14 protein-coding genes and 1 pseudogene are annotated in these 22,701 nt (G+C 62.6%); 3 read left to right on the top strand and 12 right to left on the bottom strand.

The features are described 5' to 3' along the window. Nucleotides 1-49 precede the first annotated feature (49 nt). The 7 genes and pseudogenes from BM235_RS28495 to rpoE form a co-directional block, all read right to left on the bottom strand. Complete coding sequence (locus BM235_RS28495; RefSeq protein ID WP_090117658.1) at nucleotides 50-1,318, bottom strand: radical SAM family protein; 1,269 nt, start codon at nucleotides 1,316-1,318, stop codon at nucleotides 50-52. A gap of 1,326 nt (nucleotides 1,319-2,644) precedes the next feature. Continuing rightward, a pseudogene (gene rho / locus BM235_RS28490) lies at nucleotides 2,645-3,958 on the bottom strand (transcription termination factor Rho); the annotation flags it as partial. Nucleotides 3,959-4,027: 69 nt separating this feature from the next. Further along, entirely contained in the window at nucleotides 4,028-5,278 is a 1,251-nt protein-coding gene (locus BM235_RS28485; protein ID WP_090117657.1) for a UDP-N-acetylglucosamine 1-carboxyvinyltransferase, read from the bottom strand. Nucleotides 5,279-5,468: 190 nt separating this feature from the next. After that, nucleotides 5,469-6,323 (bottom strand): class II fructose-1,6-bisphosphate aldolase, encoded by an 855-nt coding sequence (fba, locus tag BM235_RS28480; RefSeq protein WP_090117656.1) that lies wholly within the window; start codon nucleotides 6,321-6,323, stop codon nucleotides 5,469-5,471. A 190-nt stretch (nucleotides 6,324-6,513) separates the two neighbouring features. Further along, nucleotides 6,514-6,912: a response regulator gene (locus BM235_RS28475; protein ID WP_090117655.1), complete on the bottom strand. Its 399-nt coding sequence runs from the start codon at nucleotides 6,910-6,912 to the stop codon at nucleotides 6,514-6,516. 134 nt (nucleotides 6,913-7,046) lie between these two features. Then, nucleotides 7,047-8,654 carry a CTP synthase gene (locus tag BM235_RS28470; protein WP_090117654.1) on the bottom strand — a complete coding sequence of 536 codons (1,608 nt, stop codon included), beginning with the start codon at nucleotides 8,652-8,654 and terminating at the stop codon, nucleotides 7,047-7,049. Between the two features lie 297 nt (nucleotides 8,655-8,951). Next, on the bottom strand, nucleotides 8,952-9,545 hold the full coding sequence (rpoE, locus tag BM235_RS28465; protein ID WP_090117653.1) for a DNA-directed RNA polymerase subunit delta: 594 nt from the start codon (nucleotides 9,543-9,545) through the stop codon (nucleotides 8,952-8,954). Nucleotides 9,546-10,012: 467 nt separating this feature from the next. Between rpoE and BM235_RS28460 the strand changes: the two genes are divergently transcribed. Beyond that, nucleotides 10,013-11,197 carry a S8 family peptidase gene (locus tag BM235_RS28460; protein ID WP_090117652.1) on the top strand — a complete coding sequence of 395 codons (1,185 nt, stop codon included), beginning with the start codon at nucleotides 10,013-10,015 and terminating at the stop codon, nucleotides 11,195-11,197. 528 nt (nucleotides 11,198-11,725) lie between these two features. Here the strand turns inward: BM235_RS28460 and argS (BM235_RS28455) are convergent. Continuing rightward, nucleotides 11,726-13,399 carry an arginine--tRNA ligase gene (argS, locus tag BM235_RS28455; protein ID WP_090117651.1) on the bottom strand — a complete coding sequence of 558 codons (1,674 nt, stop codon included), beginning with the start codon at nucleotides 13,397-13,399 and terminating at the stop codon, nucleotides 11,726-11,728. A gap of 4 nt (nucleotides 13,400-13,403) precedes the next feature. After that, nucleotides 13,404-13,799 carry a YwiB family protein gene (locus BM235_RS28450; RefSeq protein WP_158543960.1) on the bottom strand — a complete coding sequence of 132 codons (396 nt, stop codon included), beginning with the start codon at nucleotides 13,797-13,799 and terminating at the stop codon, nucleotides 13,404-13,406. A gap of 475 nt (nucleotides 13,800-14,274) precedes the next feature. Here BM235_RS28450 and argS (BM235_RS28445) point away from each other — a divergent pair, with 475 nt between their 5' ends. After that, entirely contained in the window at nucleotides 14,275-15,990 is a 1,716-nt protein-coding gene (argS, locus tag BM235_RS28445) for an arginine--tRNA ligase (protein WP_090117649.1), read from the top strand. Between the two features lie 347 nt (nucleotides 15,991-16,337). Here the strand turns inward: argS (BM235_RS28445) and BM235_RS28440 are convergent, their stop codons facing one another. Together BM235_RS28440 and speE are read right to left on the bottom strand one after the other, a co-directional pair. Next, entirely contained in the window at nucleotides 16,338-18,563 is a 2,226-nt protein-coding gene (locus BM235_RS28440; protein WP_090117648.1) for a methyl-accepting chemotaxis protein, read from the bottom strand. A 192-nt stretch (nucleotides 18,564-18,755) separates the two neighbouring features. Continuing rightward, nucleotides 18,756-19,583, bottom strand: coding sequence for a polyamine aminopropyltransferase (gene speE, locus BM235_RS28435; RefSeq protein ID WP_090117678.1), 828 nt, complete (start codon nucleotides 19,581-19,583; stop codon nucleotides 18,756-18,758). Between the two features lie 247 nt (nucleotides 19,584-19,830). On the opposite strand from speE, the gene BM235_RS28430 reads away from it, so the two are divergent. Beyond that, nucleotides 19,831-21,930, top strand: coding sequence for a transglycosylase domain-containing protein (locus tag BM235_RS28430; RefSeq protein WP_090117677.1), 2,100 nt, complete (start codon nucleotides 19,831-19,833; stop codon nucleotides 21,928-21,930). 175 nt (nucleotides 21,931-22,105) lie between these two features. Here the strand turns inward: BM235_RS28430 and BM235_RS28425 are convergent, their stop codons facing one another. Further along, the gene (locus tag BM235_RS28425; RefSeq protein ID WP_090117647.1) at nucleotides 22,106-22,621 is read right to left on the bottom strand and encodes a YwhD family protein; all 516 of its coding nucleotides are present in this window, start codon (nucleotides 22,619-22,621) and stop codon (nucleotides 22,106-22,108) included. Between the last annotated feature and the right edge of the window lie 80 nt (nucleotides 22,622-22,701).

Genomic DNA, 22,701 nt, shown 5'->3' with positions numbered 1-22,701 from the left:
AGAAAAGAGCAGAAGCGAACGCCGCGGCGTCCGTCTCCTGCTCTTTGATTTAAACTGGGGCGATCGCCCGGTTTTTCCGCGATGGCGGAATATGCGTGTAGGATCCGATCACGACGTCCGGCAGCTCCTCGCGGAAAATCTCGAGCAGCGTCTTCATGCCGTAAATCTCGCCCTTCGCCTTGGGAATCAGGTTCAAGTACGCGTCGGGATCGATGTTCAGGTTGCGCATTTGAATGAGCTTGAGCTTGGTCCGGCGCGCGAACTCGATCATCGCCTCGATCTCTTCCTCGCGATCCGTGACGCCGGGGAAAATCAGATAGTTGATCGAGGTGTAGACGCCCTGGCTCTCCGCGTATTTCATCGTCTTTTCGACGTTGGCGAGCGTGTAGCCCCGCGGCTTGTAGTAGGCGTTGTAGTGCTCGTCGATCGCGCTGATCGTGCTGACGCGCATCAGGTCGAGCCCCGCGTCGGTAATGGCGCGCAGGTGGTCGCTGAGACCAGCGTTCGTATTGATGTTGATGTAGCCGTTCGACGTACGCTCGCGCACCCGTTTGATCGCCTCGATGATCGTCTTGGCCTGCGTCGAGGGCTCGCCCTCGCAGCCTTGGCCGAAGCTGATGATCGTGTCGGGCTTTTTCAGATGCTCGAGCATGATGTCGACGACCTCGTCCGTCGTCGGCTTGAACTTGAGACGCGTCTGCGGAGCCACGAAGCCGCTGTCGTCGGGCTGCTCCGAGATGCAGCCGAAGCAGCCGGCATTGCAGGAAAACGATACGGGCACGGCTCCCTCGAGGCGCTGGAGGAACGTGTTGGACGCCGTGAGGCATTCGTAGCCGAGCGCGCAATGGGACAAATGCTGATAAAGGCGGTTGTCCGGGTAAGCGGCCAGCAGCCTGTCCACTTCGACCTCGAGCTCCTTCCGGTCGCAATTGTCCGGATTCCAGGGCTCGGGATCGTCCGTACCCGCAGCCGCTACGTAGAAACCGCCGTCTTTCCAGACGACGGCCGTATAGCCGAACAGAGGGAATATCTGCGTCTTGTCCGTCTTGGTGTAGCCCGGGACATAAAAGCGCGTGAAGCCCTGCGGCAGCAATGCGCCGACCGCCTGGCTGCCCGCAGGCAAAGCCTTCATCTCGCCGGTCTTCGGATTCATCCCGATCGCGCGCGTGTGCGGCAAGCCGACCAGCGTAGCGCCGGCGGGGAGCGGAATCAGTTCGTCTTCAAGCAGCTCGACCAGCCTGTCGCCGCTCCGCGCAACGGCATGAAGTTGTTCGTGATCGTATACATTGCCGTGCTCGTCGGCGTAAACCAGGTACATGGCGTATAGCTCCTTTCGTGACTCGGACGCGCCCGGACGAAGCCGGGCGCGTCCTGTATGGCATAGGCGGGCTTATTCGCTCGCCGGGTTGTTCTTGGTCGTGCGCCGCTGGCGGGGCGCCTTGGCTGGCGGCGCTTCGGCGTCCGCCGGTGCGGACGGTGCCGCAGGTGCGACTGGCGCAGCCGGCGCGGAAGCCGCGGGCGAATCGCCTGTGGCGCTGTCCGCTGCAGCCTTAGCGGCGCGAGCGCCCGTCTTGGCGCCAGCGGACGCGCGGGTGCGCGGCGCGGCGGGCTTGGCCGCGGCCTGCGGAGCCGCGGTCGGCTCTGGCGCCGGCGCAGCTGGCGCGTCTTCGGCCGCCGCAGAGGCGGCGCGGCTGCCGCGGGCGGTGCCGCGCGGCGTCGACGACGAAGCGCGCGCGGTCGTGCGCTTCGCGGCGGCCGGCGCCTCGGGCGACGACGCAGCCGGCGCCGCCGACGCTGTTGCGCTAGGCGCGGCCTTAGCTGCGGCTGCCGGCGACTCTGTCGCCGCTGCGTTGGCCGCAGGCGAAGCCGTTGTTGCCGGCGCTGCTACCGTTGACGCTACAGCAGGCGGCGTCGCTGCAGCCGGCGATACCGCCGGTGGCGTAGCCGCCGCGTTCGGCGCTGCCGCCGCATCGGACTGCGCAGCCCCCATGGCTGCGGTAGTGCCGCCCGCTGCCTGACGGCTCGGGCTCGGCGCGGCTGACGTGCTGCCAGCCGGCCTAGCAGCGCGAGACGCCGCTCCTGGCGAAGACGCAGTCGGACGCGCCGATGATCTCGCCCCCGCCGATGCCGGCGATGAAGACGTCGCGCTCGTTCTGGACGAATCGCTCGGGCGCGGCGTCGCTCCCGTCGGCGCAACACCGCCCGCCGAAGCGGTCGTGCCCGCGCCCGGGTTCGTCGCGGCCGAAGGCGCGATCGGCGCCGCGTTCCCCGCGTTCGTGGCTGCGCTTGGCGAAGCCCCTGCCCCGGTCCCTGCCGTTGCCGAGGATCCCGCCGCCGAAGACGGCGCCTGCGAGGCAGGCGATCCGCCGCCCGCGGACGGCGAAGAAGCGTTAGGCCGTCCGCCATAGGAGGACGTGCCGTTCGAATAGGTCGGACGGCTGCTCGAGTAGCTGCCGCCGCGCGGTCCGGCGTTGTAGCTGCCCGGACGCGACTGAGACAACGGCCGGGAACCCGGCGTGCCGGAATACCGAGGACCGCCGGTCGATCCGGCGGAGCCGGAGCCGTAGCCCGTTCCTGTGCCCGAAGACGAGCCGCCGGACGTAGTGCCCGCGGATGCGGACCCGCCGCTCACAGACGAGCCGTTCGATGCAACGCTGCCGGAAGTCCCCGTAGACGACTGGCCGCCGGTCTGCCCCGGACGCAGCGGCCCGCGGCCAGGCGCGTTCGCCGCGTTGTCCAGCACGGCCAGGAATTCCACGTTGGTCTTCGTGCCGCCCAGCTTGCGCAGGAATTGATCCACGAACTCGATCGAATCGTTCATGCTCTTGCGCAGCGTCCACACTTTGTCGAGCTCCTCCTTGGAGAGGAGCATCTCCTCGCGGCGCGTGCCGGAACGGCGGATGTCGAGGGCCGGGAAAATCCTGCGCTCGGCGAGCTTGCGGTCGAGATGCAGCTCCATGTTGCCGGTACCCTTGAATTCCTCGTAGATGACGTCGTCCATCCGGGATCCCGTCTCGACGAGCGCGGTCGCCAGGATCGTCAGGCTGCCGCCTTCCTCCACGTTGCGCGCGGCGCCGAAGAAGCGCTTCGGCCGATGGAACGCCGCAGGATCGACGCCGCCCGAGAGCGTACGGCCGGAAGGCGGCACGACCAGGTTGTAGGCGCGCGCCAGGCGCGTGATGCTGTCGAGCAGGATGACGACGTCGCGCTTGTGCTCCACGAGACGACGCGCCCGTTCGAGGACGAGCTCCGCCACCTTGATGTGGTGATCGGGCACTTCGTCGAACGTCGAGGCGACGACTTCGCCTTTGACCGAACGCTGCATATCCGTGACTTCTTCAGGCCGCTCGTCGATCAGCAGCACGAACAGATCGATATCCGGGCGATTCGCCGAGATGCTGTTGGCGATCTCTTTGAGAAGGAGCGTCTTGCCTGCTTTGGGAGGAGCCACGATGAGGCCGCGTTGGCCGAGTCCGACGGGAGCCAGGAGATCCATGATGCGGGTAGACAGGCGATGAGGCGTCGATTCGAGTACGAGCTTCTGATCCGGAAAAAGCGGCGTCAGCGCCGGGAAGTGAAGTCTCTCTTGCGCGACTTCGGGGGTCTCGCCGTTGACGAGGTTTACTTGCAGCAAACCGAAGTAACGTTCGTTTTCCTTGGGCGTCCGGCATTTGCCGGAGACGAGATCGCCGGTACGCAAGTCGAACTTGCGAATCTGGGAAGCGGAGATGTAGATATCCTCCGCGCTGGGCAAATAGTTGATCGGGCGAAGAAAACCGTAACCTTCGGACAATACTTCCAGCACGCCTTCGAGAAACATATGTCCGCCGCGTTCGGCCTGCGCGCGCAGGATGGCGATCATGAGCTCCTTTTTGATCATTTGGCTGTAGCCTGCGATCTGAAGGTCCTTCGCCAGCTTGTATAGCTGGGTCAGGCTGAGGCCTTCCAGATCGGACATTTTAAAATCCGTCAATACAATCCCCACTTCATATTAGAATGTGCGGAACGCCGGAGCGGCTGCCGCCGCTCAAGCTTCGCGCCATACGTCCGCGCCGAGGCCGCGCAAATGCTCTTCGAGCCTCTCGTAACCGCGATCGATGTATTCCAGACCGGTGATCTCCGTCACCCCTTCTTCGACGGTCAGCGCAGCCACGACGAGCGCAGCTCCCGCGCGCAAGTCGGATGCCCGAACCTTGGCGGCGTTCAGCTTGCCGCCTTCGACGATTGCCGAGCGTCCTTCGACGCGGATCTGAGCGCCCATCCGCGCGAGCTCGGGGACATGCTTGAACCGGTTGCTGTACACGAAATCGGACAGTATGCTCACGCCGGTCGTCTGGGTGAGCAGGCTCGTCATCGGCGACTGAAGATCCGTGGCGAACCCCGGATAGACGAGCGCCTTGACGTCGACGGCTTCGTAGTCTTGCTGGCCGACGACGCGGATGGATTCGTCCATCTCGTAAACGTGAACGCCCATTTCTTGAAGTTTGGCGGTGAGTGCTTCCATGTGCTTGGGAATGATGTTGTCGATGAGAACGTCGCCGCGCGTCGCGGCGGCCATGATCATATAAGTGCCGGCTTGAATGCGGTCGGGAATGATGGAGTGTCTGCAGCCGTGCATGCGGTCTACGCCTTCGATGCGGATCGTCTCGGTGCCCGCGCCTTTGATCTTGGCGCCCATGGCGTTCAGCAGCGTGGCCACGTCGATGATCTCGGGTTCCTTCGCGGCATTTTCGATGATCGTGGAGCCCTTCGCTCTGGCCGCTGCCAGCATAATATTAATCGTGGCGCCTACGCTGACGACGTCCATATATATTCTAGCTCCGCGTAATTCGTTAGCTTTGATGCGGATAGCTCCATGTTCGTTGGTTACGATTGCGCCCAGGGCCTCGAAGCCCTTGATGTGCTGGTCGATCGGTCTCGGCTCGAAGTTGCAGCCGCCCGGCAGTCCGATGGTGGCTTCGCCGAAGCGTCCGAGCAAAGCGCCCATTAAGTAATAAGAAGCTCTCAATAGCTTGACCCGGCCGTTGGGCATCGGGATCGATTGAATGCCGGTCGGATCGATGGATAAAGTCTCCTCTTGCCAAGAGACCCGGCAGCCTAGTTCCTGAAGCAATTCCTTATAAATCTCGACGTCGCTGATATGAGGCAGATTGTCGAGCCTGACTTCGGATTCGGCGAGAATGGCGGCAGGGAGCAGCGCGATCGCGCTGTTCTTGGCGCCGCTGATGGAGACCGTTCCGCGAAGCGGACGTCCCCCGCGTATCATCAGTTTTTCCATGAATGCATGGTCCTCCTAGTAGATGCTTCATCTACTCCGGGGGCGCGTGGCGACCGCGTTCGATGAAGGAAAGGAAAGACGCCCGGCGAGGCGTCTTGTCCGTACGTAAGACAGACGCCGCCTCCGTCCGGATCTCCGGTTGCGGACAAGCCGCGGCGCGGCGGGACGGATTGCGGCGACGAATCTTCGATTAGGCTTGGTTGCTGCTGCCGAAGAGACGGATCTTCTCTTGAACGACGGCCTTCATCGCGTTGCGTGCAGGCGTCAGGTATTTGCGAGGGTCGATGACGTTGGCGTCCTTGTTAAGCACTTCGCGGATCGACGCGGTGCAAGCGACTTGGTTTTCCGTGTTGACGTTGATCTTGCCGGCGCCCGCTTGGATCGCCTTGCGGATCATGTCGTCCGGTACGCCGGAGCCGCCGTGCAGAACGATCGGCACAGGGATCTTGGCGACGACCGCTTCGATGATATCATAGTGGATCTTGACTTCGCCCTTGTACATGCCGTGAGCCGTGCCTACTGCGATAGCCAGCGCGTCGACGCCGGTTTCTTCGTAGAAACGGATCGCTTCTTCAGGCTTGGCCAGCGATGCGTCGGCCTCGTCCACGCTCAGGTCGTCCTCGACGCCGCCGATCGTGCCCAGCTCGCCTTCGACGGAAACGCCCATCGCGTGAGCAGCCTTGACGATCTCCTTGGTCAGCTTGATGTTCTCTTCGTACGGGTGGTGCGAGCCGTCGAACATAACGGAGGAGAAACCTGCGCGAATACACTTCATGGCGATGTCGAAGGTGCTGCCATGGTCGAGGTGCAAGGCGATCGGAAGGCCGGATTTCTTCGCTGCCGCCTCCGCGATGGCAACCGTGTACTCGATGCCCATGTACTTCAGCGCGCCTTCGCTGACGCCGAAGATGAAGGGGGATTTTTCTTCCATGGCAGCTTCGGTGATCGCTTGGGCGAATTCAAGATTGTTCATGTTGAATTGGCCTACCGCGAACTTGTTCGCCTTCGCCTTGGGAAGGAATTCGTTCATTGATACGAGTGGCATTGTGATTCCTCCTGCGCTCTGAATAAGTCGTGTGCTGTCTTACGCCCGACTTGCATGCGACGTTATTATATCACAAATGAAAGAAGGATTGTAAAATGCCTGCGTCCGGCAAAGCGCCCGCCCCGCGGCACGAAAAACAAAAACCGCCGGTCGTCTCCGGCGGTTCCCGTTCCGATATTCCCAGTCATTCTCAGGTGCCCGCCGCAAACCTCGGCGACGGCCCGCCCTCCGTCAGCTGCATATTGACGGCCACTCGCAATTCGTCGATATCGAAGGGCTTCGTGAAGTGCATCAGCGCGCCCAGATCGGTGGCTTCCTTGATCATGTCCAACTCGCCGTACGCCGTCATCATGATCACCTTGACGTCCCGGTTCATTTCCTTGATCTTTTTCAAAATCTCAAGCCCGTCCATGCCGGGAATCTTCATGTCCAGCAGAACAAGATCCGGGGTATGCGTGCGTACGATCTCCAGCGCCGCGCGTCCGTTCGCCGCCTGGAAAGTCTCGTAGCCTTCGACGCTGAATACCTCGAGCAGCAAGATCCGAATGCCGATCTGATCGTCGACAATTAGCAATCTCTTCTTGGCCACTTCATGATCCTCCTCTTCCTGTTGGTTCCTTCTTCCCGTATTCGCGCCCCGACCGGGAATTCCTTCCTAACTTCTGGCAATTGCAAAAAAAAGCTCCGGCTTTTGCCGAAGCTGGAATGCTTTTGTTGAAATAATCAAGATTCTGCTCCGCCCAGCGCCGCCTTGACGAATTCGCGGAAAAGGGGCTGAGGACGGTTCGGACGCGAGATGAACTCCGGATGGAACTGTACGGCCAGGAACCAAGGGTGGCCCGGCAGCTCCACCATCTCGACCAACCGGCCGTCCGGGGACGCGCCGCTGATCTTGAGCCCCGTCGACTCGATGAGGTCGCGGTACTCGTTGTTGAACTCGTACCGGTGGCGATGGCGCTCGTAGATGAGCTCTTCGCCATAGCACTCGGCCGCAAGCGTGCCCGGCACGATCTTGCAAGGATAGAGTCCGAGGCGCAGCGTGCCGCCCATATCCTCGATATCCTTCTGGTCCGGCAGCAGATCGATGACCGGATAAGGCGTAGCCGCATGGAACTCGGAGCTATGCGCGCCGTCCAGGCCGGCCATGCTCCGCGCGAACTCGATGACGGCCACTTGCATGCCGAGGCAAATGCCGAAAAACGGCACCTTGTTCTCGCGCGCGTACCGAATCGCCGTGATCTTGCCCTCGATGCCCCGATCTCCGAAGCCTCCCGGCACGAGGATGCCGCCGACGCCGCCCAGCAGCTGCTGTACGTTGGCAGGCGTGACTTCCTCGGCGTTCACCCAGCGGATGTTCACCTCGGCGTCCGCGTCGATGCCCGCATGCGCGAGCGATTCGACGATGCTGAGATAAGCGTCGTGCAGCGCGACATACTTGCCGACGATCGCGATCTCCGTCGTGCGCTTCAGCGACTTGACGCGGTTCACAAGCTCGATCCACTCGCCCATGTCGGGCTTGTCCGCTCCTCCGAGCTTCAGATGGCTCACGACGTAGTCGTCGAGCCCCTGCTCCTGCAGCATGAGCGGCACTTCGTAAAGCGTCGAAGCGTCGCGGCACTCGACGACTGCGTTCGCGTCGATATCGCACAAGAGCGCGATCTTGCGCTTGAGATCCTCGGCCAGCGGATGCTCCGTGCGGCAGACGATGACGTTCGGCTGGATGCCGATGCTGCGCAGCTCCTTGACGCTATGCTGGGTCGGCTTCGTCTTCACTTCGCCGGCAGCCTTGATATAAGGAATCAGAGTAACGTGAATGTACATGACGTTATCCCGGCCGATATCGCCCTTGATCTGGCGAATCGCTTCGAGGAACGGGAGACTCTCGATGTCGCCGACCGTGCCGCCGATCTCGGTGATGACGACGTCGGAGCCGGTCTCGCGCCCGGCGCGGAACACGCGGTCCTTGATCTCATTGGTGATATGGGGGATGACCTGGACCGTGCCGCCCAGATACTCGCCGCGGCGCTCTTTGCTGATGACGGTAGAGTAGATCTTGCCGGTCGTCACGTTGCTGTTCTTGGAAAGATTGATATCGATAAAGCGCTCGTAGTGGCCGAGGTCGAGGTCCGTCTCCGCGCCGTCGTCGGTTACGAACACCTCTCCGTGCTGATACGGGCTCATCGTGCCCGGGTCTACGTTAATGTACGGGTCGAACTTCTGTATCGTCACTTTGAGGCCGCGATTCTTGAGCAGACGCCCCAGCGACGCCGCCGTGATTCCTTTGCCGAGCGAGGATACGACGCCGCCCGTCACGAATATATATTTGGTCACCCTCTGTCATTCCTCCCGCATGTGCCCCTGGCATCATGTTAATGGTCTCCAAAAAAACAAAAAAAGTGACACCCAATTAAATGGGGGCACTTTTAAAAATAACGCTATTGAAATGCCTGCTTGAAAAGCCCAAGCATAAGTTTACCCGCTGACCACAGTGGTGTCAAGCCTTCGGAGCCCGTCGCCGCCGCGGCCGATCAGGCCTTAAAACGCTCGGGAAAGACTCGAACCAAGCCGCGCGCTCGCCGCAGCCGGTCGCGGAATGGGACGCCGATTCGGCGTCCCTTCCGGACGAAATTAACGCGCTTCTTCGTCTTCCTCTTCGTCCGCGTCTTCCTCGTCCTCATCCTCGTCGAAGCCGTCGTCTTCCTCGTCGACTTCGCCTTCGATGCCTTCCTCTTCCTCGGACTCCTCGTCGATCGCGACTTCTTCGTCGGTCTCGCCAGCTTCTTCGCCCTCGTCGAAGATCTCCTCGCGATCCTCGTCGAACAGATTATCGAAGCCTCCTTCTGCCTCGGTGAAGGTCTCTTCCTCGTCCTCGCCGTACAGATCCTCGTCGTCGAGATCGTCGTCGTCGTTGATGATGCGCGGACGCTTCGCGCCGCCCGTCACCGGATCGTCGGAGCGGTCGACCGGGTACCAGCGCTTCAGTCCCCAAACATTGCCGCCGACGCAAGCGAAGCGCCCGTCGATATTGATCTCTGTATAAACCTGCGCGATAAATTCATTAATCTGCTCGGGAGAAAATCCTCGCAGCTTGGCGATCTCCATCATGAGATCCCGGTAGTAGAACGGCGTATTGGCCGCCTTAAGCACCTGGAAGGCCAGATCGACCATCGGCATCTCCCGGATCTTCTCGGCGTCGAACTTCAGGACGTATTCAGCGCTCACGCTCTAAGTCCCCATCCTCTCTGTATGTTAAACGTTCTTATACCCCTCGGGCGTCAACCTTTAGTTAACCGCATTTGCCGCCAAAATGCAAGTACGGCGGCCTGCGGTCAAGGCTTCGCGGCGTTCGCCGTCCTATGCCTTTATTCGTCACTTTCCGCGGGAACGAAGCGTAGGTTGAGCGTTTTGCGCTGCAGCGGGCTTGTCCTTCGCCATGCGGACGCCATTAAGCGAAGGCGCCTCGGATCCGCGCCTTCGCTTAACCGACTGTACCCTTCCGCGCTCCTCGGGAGGAGGAACCTACATGGGTGCGAGAGTCTCTCCGGGGAAACTCCCACTTCATATTATGTGCCGGGAACCGAATTGACACCGCTTGTCGCCCAATTTAAGCATTCCCGGGCCATACTCCCAAGCTTTGCTCCGCCGGTATACATAGTATGGGAAATCTAAGCCGGGAAGGAGGCCAGCACATGGACACGAGCGCTCTCCTTCGCCTCCTCCGCCGCCTGCTCGCCGGCGGCGGGGAGCATGGCGCCAGAACGATCGTACGGTTCGCAAGGCATGAGGACGGCCGCAGGTTCCTCGCGAAGCTGGCCGCCAGGCGATCGAGCGGCGCCGCGCTGCGCGCCGCTCGTCCGATCCGGGTCATCGGCGGCTTTAGCCTCCCGCTGCCCGTTGCCTCTCTGATCCCTCTGCTGGGTTACGGCTGCGTGCTCGAGGAAGACCGAAGCGTCCAGATCAGCCGAGCGCTCCCGAGGCCGTTCGTCCGCGCGGACAGCAAGATGGACATCCCTTGGGGCGTTCGGCGCATCCGCGCGCCGCAGGCATGGAGCCGCACGACTGGGCAGCGGGTCAAGGTCGGCGTGATCGACACCGGCGTCGACTTCGGCCACCCCGACCTTCGCCACGCCCTGAGCCGCGGCATCAACCTCCTGCAGCGAGCGTCGCTGCCGCATGACGACAACGGGCACGGCACGCATATCGCGGGAATCATCTCCGCTGCCAACGCCTCGCGCGGCATGATCGGCGTCGCGCCGCGAACGGAGATCCATCCGGTCAAAGCGTTCGATACCGACGGCTCCGCGTACGTGTCCGACATCATCCTCGGCATCGAGTGGTGCGTCCATCACGGCATGGACATCGTGAACATGAGCTTCGGCATGCCGAACCGGAGCGAGGCGCTGCTGAAGGCGGTCGAGAGCGCGCACAGGGCCGGCGTGCTCATCGTCGCCTCGTCGGGCAACGACGGCAGGAAAGGCCGGATCGACTTTCCGGCAGGCTTCGGGCGAACCGTCGCCGTCGGAGCGCTCGACCGGCGCGGCCGGATCGCGCGCTTCACGAACCGCAGCGCCGCCATCGATATTTACGCTCCAGGCGCGAAAGTGGAATCCGCCTGGCCGAACGCCCGCCGACGCGTCATGAGCGGCACGTCGATGGCGACCTCGCACGTAACCGGCGCGGTGGCGTTGCTGCTCGCGCTCCGGCCGGGGCTGTCCCCGGGCCGGATTAAGGATATCCTGCGCCGGTCCGCGAAGCCGCTCGGATACGACAAAGCTCCCCAGGGAGCCGGGGAGCTGGATGTCCTGCGCATGCTGGAGGTTGCCGGCGAATCATCGGCCGGGGTATCCGGGATTGCGGCGCGCAATAAGGACTAAGAGGCGCTGCGCGGAATGCAGAATAACGGTGCCGGGCGCCGTTATTTGTGCCATATCGTGGCTACAACGCGAATTAACGGCGCTGGGCACCGCTATTTGCGCGGTAGCGTGGCCGCGATGTGGAATAACGGTGCCTGGCGCCGTTATTCGTGCGGTTTCGTGGCCCTGACGCGAAATAACGGTGCTAGGCACCGTTATTCATGCGGTTTCGTGGCCGCGATGCGAAATAACGGTGCTAGGCGCCGTTATTCATGCGGTTTCGTGGCCGCGATGTGGAATAACGGTGCCTGGCGCCGTTATTCGTGCGGTTTCGTGGCCCTGACGCGAAATAACGGTGCTAGGCACCGTTATTCATGCGGTTTCGTGGCCGCGATGCGAAATAACGGTGCTAGGCGCCGTTATTCATGCGGTTTCGTGGCCGCGATGTGGAATAACGGTGCCTGGCGCCGTTATTCGTGCGGTTTCGTGGCCCTGACGCGAAATAACGGTGTTAGGCACCGTTATTCCAGCGATATCGCTTCCCGCCGCTTACATCTGCTCCGGCGCGGACACGCCGATCAGGCGCAAGCCGTTGGCCAGCGTGTGACGCAGCGCGGCCAACAGCTGCAGGCGCGCCTGGCTCTGCGCGGCATCCTCGGTGATGACCCGCTCCGCGCGGTAGTAGCTGTGGAAGAGCGCGGCCAGCTCGTACACGTAACGCACGATATGGTGCGGCGCGTAATCCTTCGCCGAGTCGGCGACGACGGCGGGAAACTCGCCCATTTTGCGCAGCAGATCGTACTCGTGCTCGGCCGTGAGCAGCTCCAGGTTCGCCTCGGCCACCGGCAGCACGGCGACGCCCTGCTCCTCCGCCTGGCGGAAGATGCTGCAGATGCGCGCATGAGCATACTGCACGTAGAACACCGGATTCTCGTTGGAAGTCGAGACGGCCAGATCCATGTCGAAGTCCAGATGCGTGTCCATGCTGCGCATCGTGAAGAAGTAGCGGATCGCGTCGACGCCGACTTCGTCCATCAGGTCCTCGATCGTGATCGCCTTGCCCGTGCGCTTGGACATTTTGACTTTTTCGCCGTTTTGGAACAGGCTGACCATCTGCGCGATCAGTACCGTCAAGCGCTGCGGGTCGTGGCCGAGCGCCGCCATGGCCGCCTTGACGCGCGGAATGTACCCGTGGTGGTCGGCGCCCCAGATGTTGATCAGCTCGTCGAAGCCGCGCGCGAACTTGTCCATATGATAGGCGATGTCGGGCGTCAGATAAGTGTAACTGCCGTCGTTTTTGACAAGCACGCGGTTTTTGTCGTCTCCGAATGCCGTCGTATTCAGCCAGACCGCGCCTTCCTCATCATACACGTGGCCTTGCGCGCGCAGCGCTTCGAGCGCGCCTTCGACCTTGCCCGTCCGATACAGCGAAGTCTCGCTATACCAGCTGTCGAAGCTCACGCCGAACCGGCCGAGGTCGCGCTTGATCTTGTCCAGCTCGCGCTCGAGGCCGTAGCTGCGGAAGTAGTCGAAGCGCTCCTCCTCCGTCTTCTCCAGCAGGCGCGCGCCTTCGCGCTCCGCAAGCTCCTTCGCGAACCCGACGATATCCTCGCCGTAATAGCCGTCCTCCGGCATCGCCGCATCCTCGCCGAGCGCCTGGCGGTAACGCGCCTCGATGGAGCGGGCCAGGTTATTAACCTGGTTGCCCGCGTCATTGATATAGTATTCGCGCGAAACGTCATAGCCCGCAAACGCCAGCACGTTGCACAGCGCATCGCCGACCGCGGCGCCGCGCGCGTGGCCAAGATGCAGGCTGCCCGTCGGATTCGCGCTCACGAATTCGACCTGGACCTTGCGTCCGCCGCCGGCGTCCGTACGGCCGTATGCGCCGCCCTGCTCCAGCACGGATGCGACGACAGGCAGCAGATAGCGCTTGTCCAAGCGGAAATTGATGAAGCCCGGACCCGCGATTTCCGCGGACGTGACATTCGCCTTAGCCTTGTCCAGGTTCTCGATGATCGCGATCGCGATCTCGCGCGGATTTTTCTTCGCGATGCGCGTCAGCTGCATGGCCGCGTTGGTGGCCAGATCGCCGTGCGCCTTGTCGCGGGGCACTTCGATGACGATCGCCGGCACCTGCTCCCGCTCCACGACCCCCGCCTTGACCGCGGCGTCCGCGATCGCTTCTTTTAACGTCTCGTATGTCTGCTCCAGCACGTTCATGACCCTATTCCTCCCGTATATCCAGTCCGATCTCGAACCGGCCCATCTCCTGATCCTCGCTGCGCATATCGTAGCGCCAGGACAGCGTGCCGCCGGCATCCGTCAAGTCCGCCGACAGCTCGTGCGTGAACGCCTCCACGGCCATCGAGCCCTGCGGCAAGCGCACCGCGCCCGGCGTCGCCGCGCCCAGGCGAAACGTCTGCTCGACGCCGATCTCCCCCTGCCGCACGACGCGCACGTCGCCCTTCAGGACGGATACCGTCATCGCGTCCGGGCACCGCAGCACCCAGCCCGTCGCCATCCGGAACCACTGGCCCGTCAGCCGCTCCTCCGCCCATTCGCCGGATTCGCCGCCCTGCCGGCTGCGGAACACGACCGTCACGCGCCTGTAGTCCGGCATTCCGATCCGCTCCCGTCTGTCCGATTGTCTGTTATTACTATATACACAACGCCCTTTGAATTCAACGACGGAGGGCGCTTGCCCCTCTTGCCCCCGCCGCCCCCGCATGCTATGATATGTGCCAATATCCGATCGACGATGAACGGGAGAGTACCGGATCGCATAGCCGTACCAGAGAGCCGGAGAGGTGGGAACCGGCACGGCGGGATCTTCGGGAAGCGGACCCGGGAGTCGGTCGCCCGAACCGGCGCGGCGCCAAGCCGCAAGTCCGGCACGTAGGGCGATCCGGCCTTGCGGCCGTTATCCGTTCGAGCGGCGTCTAGCGCAGTCTATCTGCATGGGCGCTATAAGAGTGGTACCGCGGACACACCTCCGTCTCTTGATGAGACGGAGGTTTTTTGCGTTCGGATTGATGCGTTCGGATCGATGCGTTGTGGATTGATGCGCTCGGATCTAAGCGAAGGAGGACATCGACATGCTGTTGGAACAAGCCGCAGCGCTGCTGCAACCCCACGTACCGTTAGAAAAGGAGGCGCTGCTGCGCCGGCTCGAGACGCCTCCGGAGCCGCGCCTCGGCGACGTCGCATTCCCTTGCTTCGTCCTGGCGAAGCAGCTTCGCCGCCCGCCGGCCGCGATCGCCGCGGAGCTCGCCGATGCAGTCGCCGCCGCTCATGGCGTCCGAGCCGTGGCTGCTGGCGGGTACGTCAACCTGTTTTTCGATCCCGCCGCCTGGCTGGGCCGGATCGTCGACGCCGCTCTCGAACCCGGCTTCGGGAGCAGCGACGAGGGCCGCGGCCGACATGTCGTCATCGACATGTCCTCGCCCAACATCGCCAAGCCGCTCGGCGTCGGCCACCTGCGCTCCACGATGATCGGCAATGCGCTGGCCAACCTTTACAGAGAGACCGGGCACGCCGTAACGACCGTCAATCACCTCGGCGATTGGGGCACCCAGTTCGGCAAGCTCATCGTCGCCTACCGCCGATGGGGCGGCAAATCGGCGCTCGAAGCCGATCCGATCGGGGAGAGCCTGCAGCTGTACGTCCGATTCCACGAGGAGGCGGCGGAACATCCGACACTGGAGGACGAGGCAAGGGAAGCCTTTCTGCGGCTCGAGCAAGGGGACGAGGAGACGACGGCGCTCTGGCGCTTTTTCGTCCAAGCGAGCATGAACGAGTTCGAGCGCGTCTACGCGCGGCTCGGCGTCCGGTTCGACGAAGTGCTCGGCGAGAGTTTCTACAACGACAAGCTGGCGCCCGTCCTGGACCGCCTGCGCGCGCAGGGGCTGCTCGAGGAGAGCGACGGCGCGCTCGTCGTCAGGCTAGACGAGGAAGGGCTGCCGCCTTGCCTGATTCTCAAGAAAGACGGCGCCACGATCTATCCGGTCCGCGACCTCGCGACCGCGATATACCGCAAGCATGTCATGAAGGCGGACCGTCTGCTGTACGTCGTCGGCGCCGAGCAGCAACTGCATTTCAAGCAGGTGTTCGGCGTGCTGGGGAAAATGGGAGAACCGTGGACGGGAGACTGCGAGCATGTGCCGTTCGGGCTGATGACCGTGGAGGGCAAGAAGATGTCCACCCGCAGGGGGAAGGTCGTCTTCCTGGACGAGGTGCTGGACGAAGCGGTGCGCAGAGCGCGCGAGATCATCGCGGCCAAGAGCCCGGATCTGCCGAACGCGGACGAGGTCGCCGAAGACGTCGGCATCGGCGCGGTCGTGTTCGGCGATCTGAAAAACCGCAGGCAGCTGTCCGTGGACTTTAAGCTGGAAGAAGTCGTCAGCTTCGACGGCGAGACAGGGCCTTACGTGCAGTATACGCACGCGAGGATCGCCAGCTTGCTGCGCAAGGGCGGCTTTGAGCCGCAGAACGGGCAGGACGGCGTATCCGCTGCGCCCCTTGCAGCGGACGAGGGCGTCGATATGGCGGATGCCGCTTGGGTTTGCGCCAAACGGCTCACCCAGTGGAGCGCCGCCGTGAGCGAGGTGGTTCGAGACAACGAGCCGTCGGCCGTGGCGCGTTTCCTGCTGGAACTGGCGCGCGACTTCAACCGCTTCTATCACGACGGCAAGGTGATCCAGCCGGACGACGCGGCAGGCACGCAGGCGCGCTTGCGATTGTCGGCGGCGGTCGGCCATCTGCTGGGACGCGGCTTGAAGCTGCTGGGCATCGCCGCGCCGGAGCGAATGTAAATCGAGGTCGGCGAAGCCTCGCCTGGCGGCGCCAATTTGCTAAGAACGTGACCTCGCAGCCGATGTTAGCGCCCTTTTGCGCTTATCGGCCCAGTCCGGTGTGTAGCGGAGTTAGCGTTAATGCCTTTTGGCGCTTATCGTCCCCTTCCCGAGCGTTGCGGAGGCTGCGTTAGCGCCCAAAAGCGCTTATCTCTGGCCTCAGGCCGCGCTTGGCGGTCACGTTAGCGCCCAATTGCACTTATCTCTGGCCGCACACTGCGGCACTCCAACGAAGAAGCCCGGAACGCGATACGTCTTACGACGCTCCCGCCCGGGCTTTTGCTTGACAAACCATATCTCTCCATCGCTTAGCGAACCCGCGTCTCCGTCAGTTGGAACTGCCCGACCAGTTGCCGAAGGAACGCGGTAATGCCTTCGACGCTGTGCGACGTATGCCGGACGCCGACGATCTCGCCGAGCAGCGCCTGCACCTTGGTCTCGACTTCGGCCGAGATGGCGCGGTTCTCCTTGCTGACGTCGGCGATCTTCTCCATCAAGGCGACGACTTCGTCCACGGCCTGCGTCTTCATTGCGTCCTCCGACTTAACGGCGACTAACGTATCGGACGCGGCAGCGACGAGCTCGGCGCCCTCCTCGACCACGCGCGTGCCCTCTTCCATCGAGGCGGAGGCCAGCTTCGCGTGGTCGTATATTTGGGCTACGATGGCGTGGACTTCTTCCGTCGAACGCCGCGTGGAATCGGCCAGCTTACGAATCTCGCCGGCGACGACGGCGAAGCCGCGGCCGTGCTCGCCGACGCGCGCCGCCTCGATGGAGGCGTTCAGCGCGAGCAGATTGGTCTGCGCCGAGATCTCCTCGATGACGGCCAGCACGCTGCGGATCTCGCCCGCCGTATCCATGAACAGCCGGATCGTGCCGTTCGTCTGCGCGACGCGGTCCGAGATTTGCGACATTTTGCCGCCGATCCGCTCGACCTCGCCCTGCGCGACTTCGATCTGCACCGCGGCCTTCCGCTCCAGCTTGGCCAGCGTCTCCCGCATCTCGCCGGCCACGTCCTTGGCGACGTCGATATCCTTCAGCTGCCGGCGGAGGCTGCGAATCATGTCGTGGATACGCTCGCTGACCCGCTCCGTCGAGCCGGCCGTGGAAGCGGCGGTCTCGTACATGAGCCGCTGGCTGCTGGATACGTCCGACGCGGCAAGACGCACCTGCAGCATGATGCCCTCAAGCGAATCGATCATATTATTGATCCACTTCGCCAAGTCTCGGATCTCGTCGTCGTCGTAATCCGACGTTCGTATCCGCTGCGTCAGGTCGCCCTTGCCTTCGGCATTGATCCGGATAAACTTGCTCAGGCTCCGCAGCGGTTCGGACACGCGGCGATCGCTCCTCCGCTGGACCAGCGCGAGGCCCGCTCCGCCCGCGGCCAGCGACAGCGCCAGCTCGCAGACGGCGGTCCATACGGGAGACGCCTCGGATGCGAGAAACCCGACGAGCGCCGCCGATACCGCGGAAAACCCGATAACGCCCATCCACAGCGGCTTCACGAGTCGCGACGACACACTGCGAATCCGGTACACCTCCTCCAGATCGCCTTCGCACATCATGCCCCAACGATCCGGACAGTGCGGAAGCTCGAAGGTCACGCCTTTGCCGATGACGGGAATGTGACGGTAGTCCGAGTAGCCGGGAAACTCGACGAACAGGTTGCTGCCGTTGCGAATCGTGCTGGCGACGCCCGGATGGAGTTGCCCGGTGGCCGGATCGGTGAACATGAGCTCGAGCTCGGTGTGCTCTTTGACGGATACGACGCCCCAGTCGGTGGCGACGCCGTCCCTCAGGTTTTCGCCGTGCGTGAAGGTTCTATCCTCGAACCGGCTGCGCGACAGCGCGGTGCCGGGCGCGATATGCATATTGAGCGAAGGCTTCGCCATGAACAGGTAGTTGTCTCCGGAGTCGGGATAAACATGGCCGGATTCGCGCTGGATGAGATCTCCGATGACGTCGTTCGGCACTCTTCCGCACAGCGCGCCCTTCCAAGCCCCGCTCTCTGCGAGCGGCAGAATGAAGAGCAAGGTCATCTTGTCGTGAAACGCGGACGAACGGGCTCCGATCTCCTCCGTCATCGAATCGGGGTAAGGGCCGAACAGGCAGGGACGCGCGCCGGCGCCGCCGCCTTTCGCATAGTCCATGCCCGCCGAGAAACCCGCGCCGCTTCCGTAAATCCGCCCCTCGTGGGAAAGATGCGTCGAATAAACGACCGTCCCCGCGGCATCGGTCAGAAAAATCTCGGTAAAGTCGATCGCGCGCGTATACGCCGAACCGATCAGCTTTTCTATCGTCTCGCGGGCAACCCCGCCGCCCGAATGCGCCAGGCCGCCCTCCTGCGATCGAAGCTGCTCCAGCAGCCGGTCCAGGTGACGCCAATAATCCGTCGTCCAGTCCTTCAGAAGCTGCATTCGCGTCTCCGCGATCCCTTCGAAGATCTCCTCGATATCGCGTTTCAACCGCTTGTTCAGCCTGTACGACCACCATAACGGAAGTCCCTTTTTGAAGCCGAGCCAGTCGAACATCCCGCCCACCCCTTTTATATGTATTATGTGAGTAATAATAACATTAAAATCGACGAATTTCCTCGTTTTTCCGAATATTTTCAACTGAACCAATGAATAATGTTAGTGTTTATGACGCAATCAAGGTTTTAAACATGCAAAAAACCCAACCCCTTAAGGAGTTGGGCGCCAGCTCATATAGGCGGTACCGGATTACTTGGTCAGATCCTCGACGAACTTCGGCAGCGCGAAGGCTGCGTGATGCAGGCGAGGCGTGTAGTACTTCGTGTCCAGCTCCGGCAGCTTGGATGCGTCGACTTGGAGCGGATCGTGCTTTTTGCTGCCCATCGTGAACGTCCACAGGCCGCTCGGGTACGTCGGGATGTTCGCCGTGAAGACGCGTACGATCGGGAACACTTCCTTGACGTCGCGGTTCACGCTTTGGATCAGCTCCGCCTTGAACCAAGGGTTGTCCGTCTGGGCGACGAACAGGCCCTCTTCCTTCAGCGACTCGTAGATGCCCTGGTAGAAGCCGCGCGTGAACAGATGCGCCGCGGGGCCGACCGGCTCGGTCGTATCCGCCAGGATGACGTCGTACGTGTTTTTATGATCGAGAATATGCTTGAAGCCGTCGTTCACCTGTACGTCGACCCGCGGGTCTTCGAGCTTGCCGGCGATCGAAGGCAGATACTGCTTGGAGTATTCGATGACCTTGCCGTCGATGTCGACGAGGACCGCTTTTTTCACCTTCGGATGCTTCAGCACTTCGCGGATGACGCCGCCGTCGCCGCCGCCGACGACCAGCACCTGCTCCGGATTCGGATGCGTGAACAGCGCGGGATGCGCGACCATCTCATGGTAAACGAACTCGTCCTTGACGGTCGTCATGACCATGCCGTCCAGCACCAGCATGTTGCCCCACTCTTCCGTCTCGATCATGGCCAGTTCTTGAAAGTCGGTTTGCTCGTGTACGTATGTTTGCTTGATCTTCGCCGTGATGCCGAAGTTTTCGGTCTGCTTTTCGGTGTACCACAATTCCATGGAGGACATGGGATCCCTTCTTTCCTGTCGGATTCGACTAAACAAGTTGTATTATAGGGGATCGTGCGCAAAAAGCAATGCGGATTTGGACGGGGCTGGAATAAGAGAAAGCCGACTTTTCCATAATAAGGGGTGAGTGTGTTCGGAATGTCACGTTAAACGTCGACCTGTGTCAGACGATGAAAAGAATCGCTCGGCGCGAAGCGCGCAAAATTCGCAGACGGCGCAAGGAGGGTTCGAATTGGATATGCACTCGGAAAGAAGGGCGGCCGGCCATGAAGCCGGAGGCGCCTCCGCGCGCGCCGAGGCGCCTGCGCGCCAGGAACGCCCGGAGCGAGCGGACGGCGGCAGAGGCCGCGGATTCAAATGGCGGATGGCGCTGGGCATCGCCCTTCTGCTGCTCGCAGGCGCCGTCGCCGCGGCCGAGCTGGCGCTCCGGTTCGGCAGCCTGCCGATGGCCGAGCTGCCCCAGTCGACGCGCATACTCGACATGGACGGCCAGGTGCTGTCCTCTCTGCAAGGCGGCGTCAACCGCAGGACGGTGGCGCTGCGCGACATCTCGCCTTGGCTGACGAAGGCGACGCTGGCGGTAGAGGACCGCCGGTTCTACTCGCACTCGGGGGTCGATCTGCGCGGACTCGCCAGGGCCGCCTGGGTCGACGCGCGCCATCTGTCCCGCGAGCAAGGGGCCAGCACGCTGACGCAGCAGCTCGCCCGCAACCTGTATTTGAGCCACGAACGCACGTGGACCCGCAAAGCCAAGGAAGCCTGGTACGCGGCCATGTTGGAGCGCAAGTACAGCAAGGACAAAATTCTCGAGATGTACCTGAATCAAATTTATTACGGGAACGGCGTCTACGGCGCCGAGGCGGCGGCGCAGCTCTACTTCGGCAAGCCGGCCGCCTCCCTCAGCCTGGCGGAGAGCGCCCTGCTCGCCGGCATCCCGAAGGGACCGCGCTACTATTCGCCTTATACGCGGCTGCCTCAGGCGCTCCAAAGGCAGCGCATCGTGCTGCAGTCGATGGAGAACAGCGGCGCGATCGATGCGCGGCAGCGGCGGCAGGCGCTCGCCGAGAAGATCGTCGTCCGGCCGATGCCGGACAATCGCGGACAGAGCGCGCCGTACTTCGCCGACTACGTGCGGAAGCTGGCGGCAAGCAAGCTCGGCATCGAGGAGCGGCTCCTGAACGAAGGCGGACTGCAGATCTATACGACGCTCGACAGCCGGATGCAGCGCGAGGCGGAGGCGGCCGTCGAGAAGCAGATGCCCAAGAACAGCCAGCTGCAAGCCGCGCTCGTCTCGATCGATCCGTCGACGGGATATATTAAGGCGATGGTCGGCGGCCGCCATTACGTGGACAATCCGTACAATCGCGTCTTCGCCGCCACGCGCCAGCCGGGCTCCTCCTTCAAGGCGGTCGTCTATGCGGCTGCGCTTGAGAGCCGCGCGGTTACCGCCGCGACGACTTTCCGCAGCGAACCGACCGTCTTCTATTATGACGACTATCGCAAGGTGTACCGCCCCAGCAACTACAACGACCGATACTTCGGCGCGGACATCGGGCTGCGGCAGGCCATCGGCACCTCGGACAATATATTCGCGGTTCAGACGCTTATGAAGACCGGTCCCGAGACGGTCATCGCGATGGCGCGCAAGCTCGGCATCGCCGCCAAGATTGACGCCGTGCCGTCTCTCGCGCTCGGCACGTTCCCGGTGAGCCCGTACGAGATGGCGTCGGCTTATGCGGTGTTCGCCGCGGGCGGCGTGAAGCGGGAGCCGACGGCCATCCTGCGGATCGCGGACAGCGCCGGGCACACGTTGTACGAAGCGCGTCCGAAAGCGGAGCAGATCGTATCGCCCGCGCTCTCCTACGTGCTGACCGACCTGCTGGGCAGCGTGTTCGAGCCTGGCGGCACCGCCCGGCGCGTCGCCCATCTGCTGCACCGGCCGACGGCAGGCAAGTCGGGCACGACGAGCTCCGACGCCTGGTTTGTCGGCTACACGCCGGACCTGGTCACCTCCGTCTGGGTCGGCTATGACAAAGGACGCGCGATCACCTCTAGCGAAGCGCACCGGGCTGCCCCTATCTTCGCCGAGTATACGGAGGCCGCGCTGGCCGGCGTGGCGCCGCACGCCTTCGCGGTGCCGGAGGGCGTCGTCTCGACGGACATCGATCCCGCATCGGGACTGCTCGCCTCCGCAGCCTGTCCGACGCGCGTGCGCGCGGCGTTTCTGGCCGGCACGGAGCCGACCGGCACCTGCGGCGAAGATCCCGAATCCGCGGCCAAGGACGGCGGCGGGCCGCAGTCGCTCTGGAGCAAGATACGCGGATGGTGGAAGAGCTGACTAATTCACGCAATGAGACGGCGGCGCGATCTCGATCGAGCGCATGGGTCGTCCATCCCGGAAAATAAGACGATGCGGTCTTGCACAACAAACGAATCAAATATGAAAAAACTGCCCCGGCTCGCTCGGAAAATTCTTCGGCGACCTAGGCAGTTTTTTTATGCAGCGGCGATGATTAAGCTAGCTGGTCCTTCAGATCCTCCGGCGAGCGGTCCCACCACTCGTAGTTGTGCGATTGCAGCAGCCGGCGGAGCGCCGCCTTGTCCTCGTCGCCAAGCTCCTCGAGCATGAACTTGCGCTTGATCGCGCGGTCCATGAGGTTCACGTGCTCGGCCAGCACCTTCCAGCCGCGCCGCGCTTCGGTATCGATCAGCATCTCGCAGGCCGTCGCGCCCCCGTAGAAGCTGCCCCGCTCGTCGCGGTCGACGGCGACCCAGACGATCCACACCTGGCGGCCGTTCGGGACGTTTTCTTTTTCCGGCGAGAACTTGATGCCCTTCTCCACTTTGCTCTTCGCATGCATCGCGCCTACATCGATATAGGCCTCGCCGCCGTCGATGATGACGGGCGATACTTGGCTCAGATCGATGGTCCCCGCGCCAAAGCCTTTATGTTCTTTACTGCTCACTACATTCAGCGCCAGCTTCTTTTTCTCCGGCTTGGGCTGCTGTTCGTTCGCGTTCGTGTCCACGACTCATCCTCCATCCTCTTCGCTAATCTTTATTTTATCGAAAAGCAGGGCAAAAAGCACCACGCGGCGCCCCCTCCTCC

Origin of the sequence: Cohnella sp. OV330 (assembly GCF_900112065.1) — a bacterium.
In the GTDB taxonomy this organism is placed as follows: Bacteria; Bacillota; Bacilli; order Paenibacillales; family Paenibacillaceae; genus Cohnella.
This window is presented reverse-complemented; position numbering and strand designations above follow the sequence as displayed.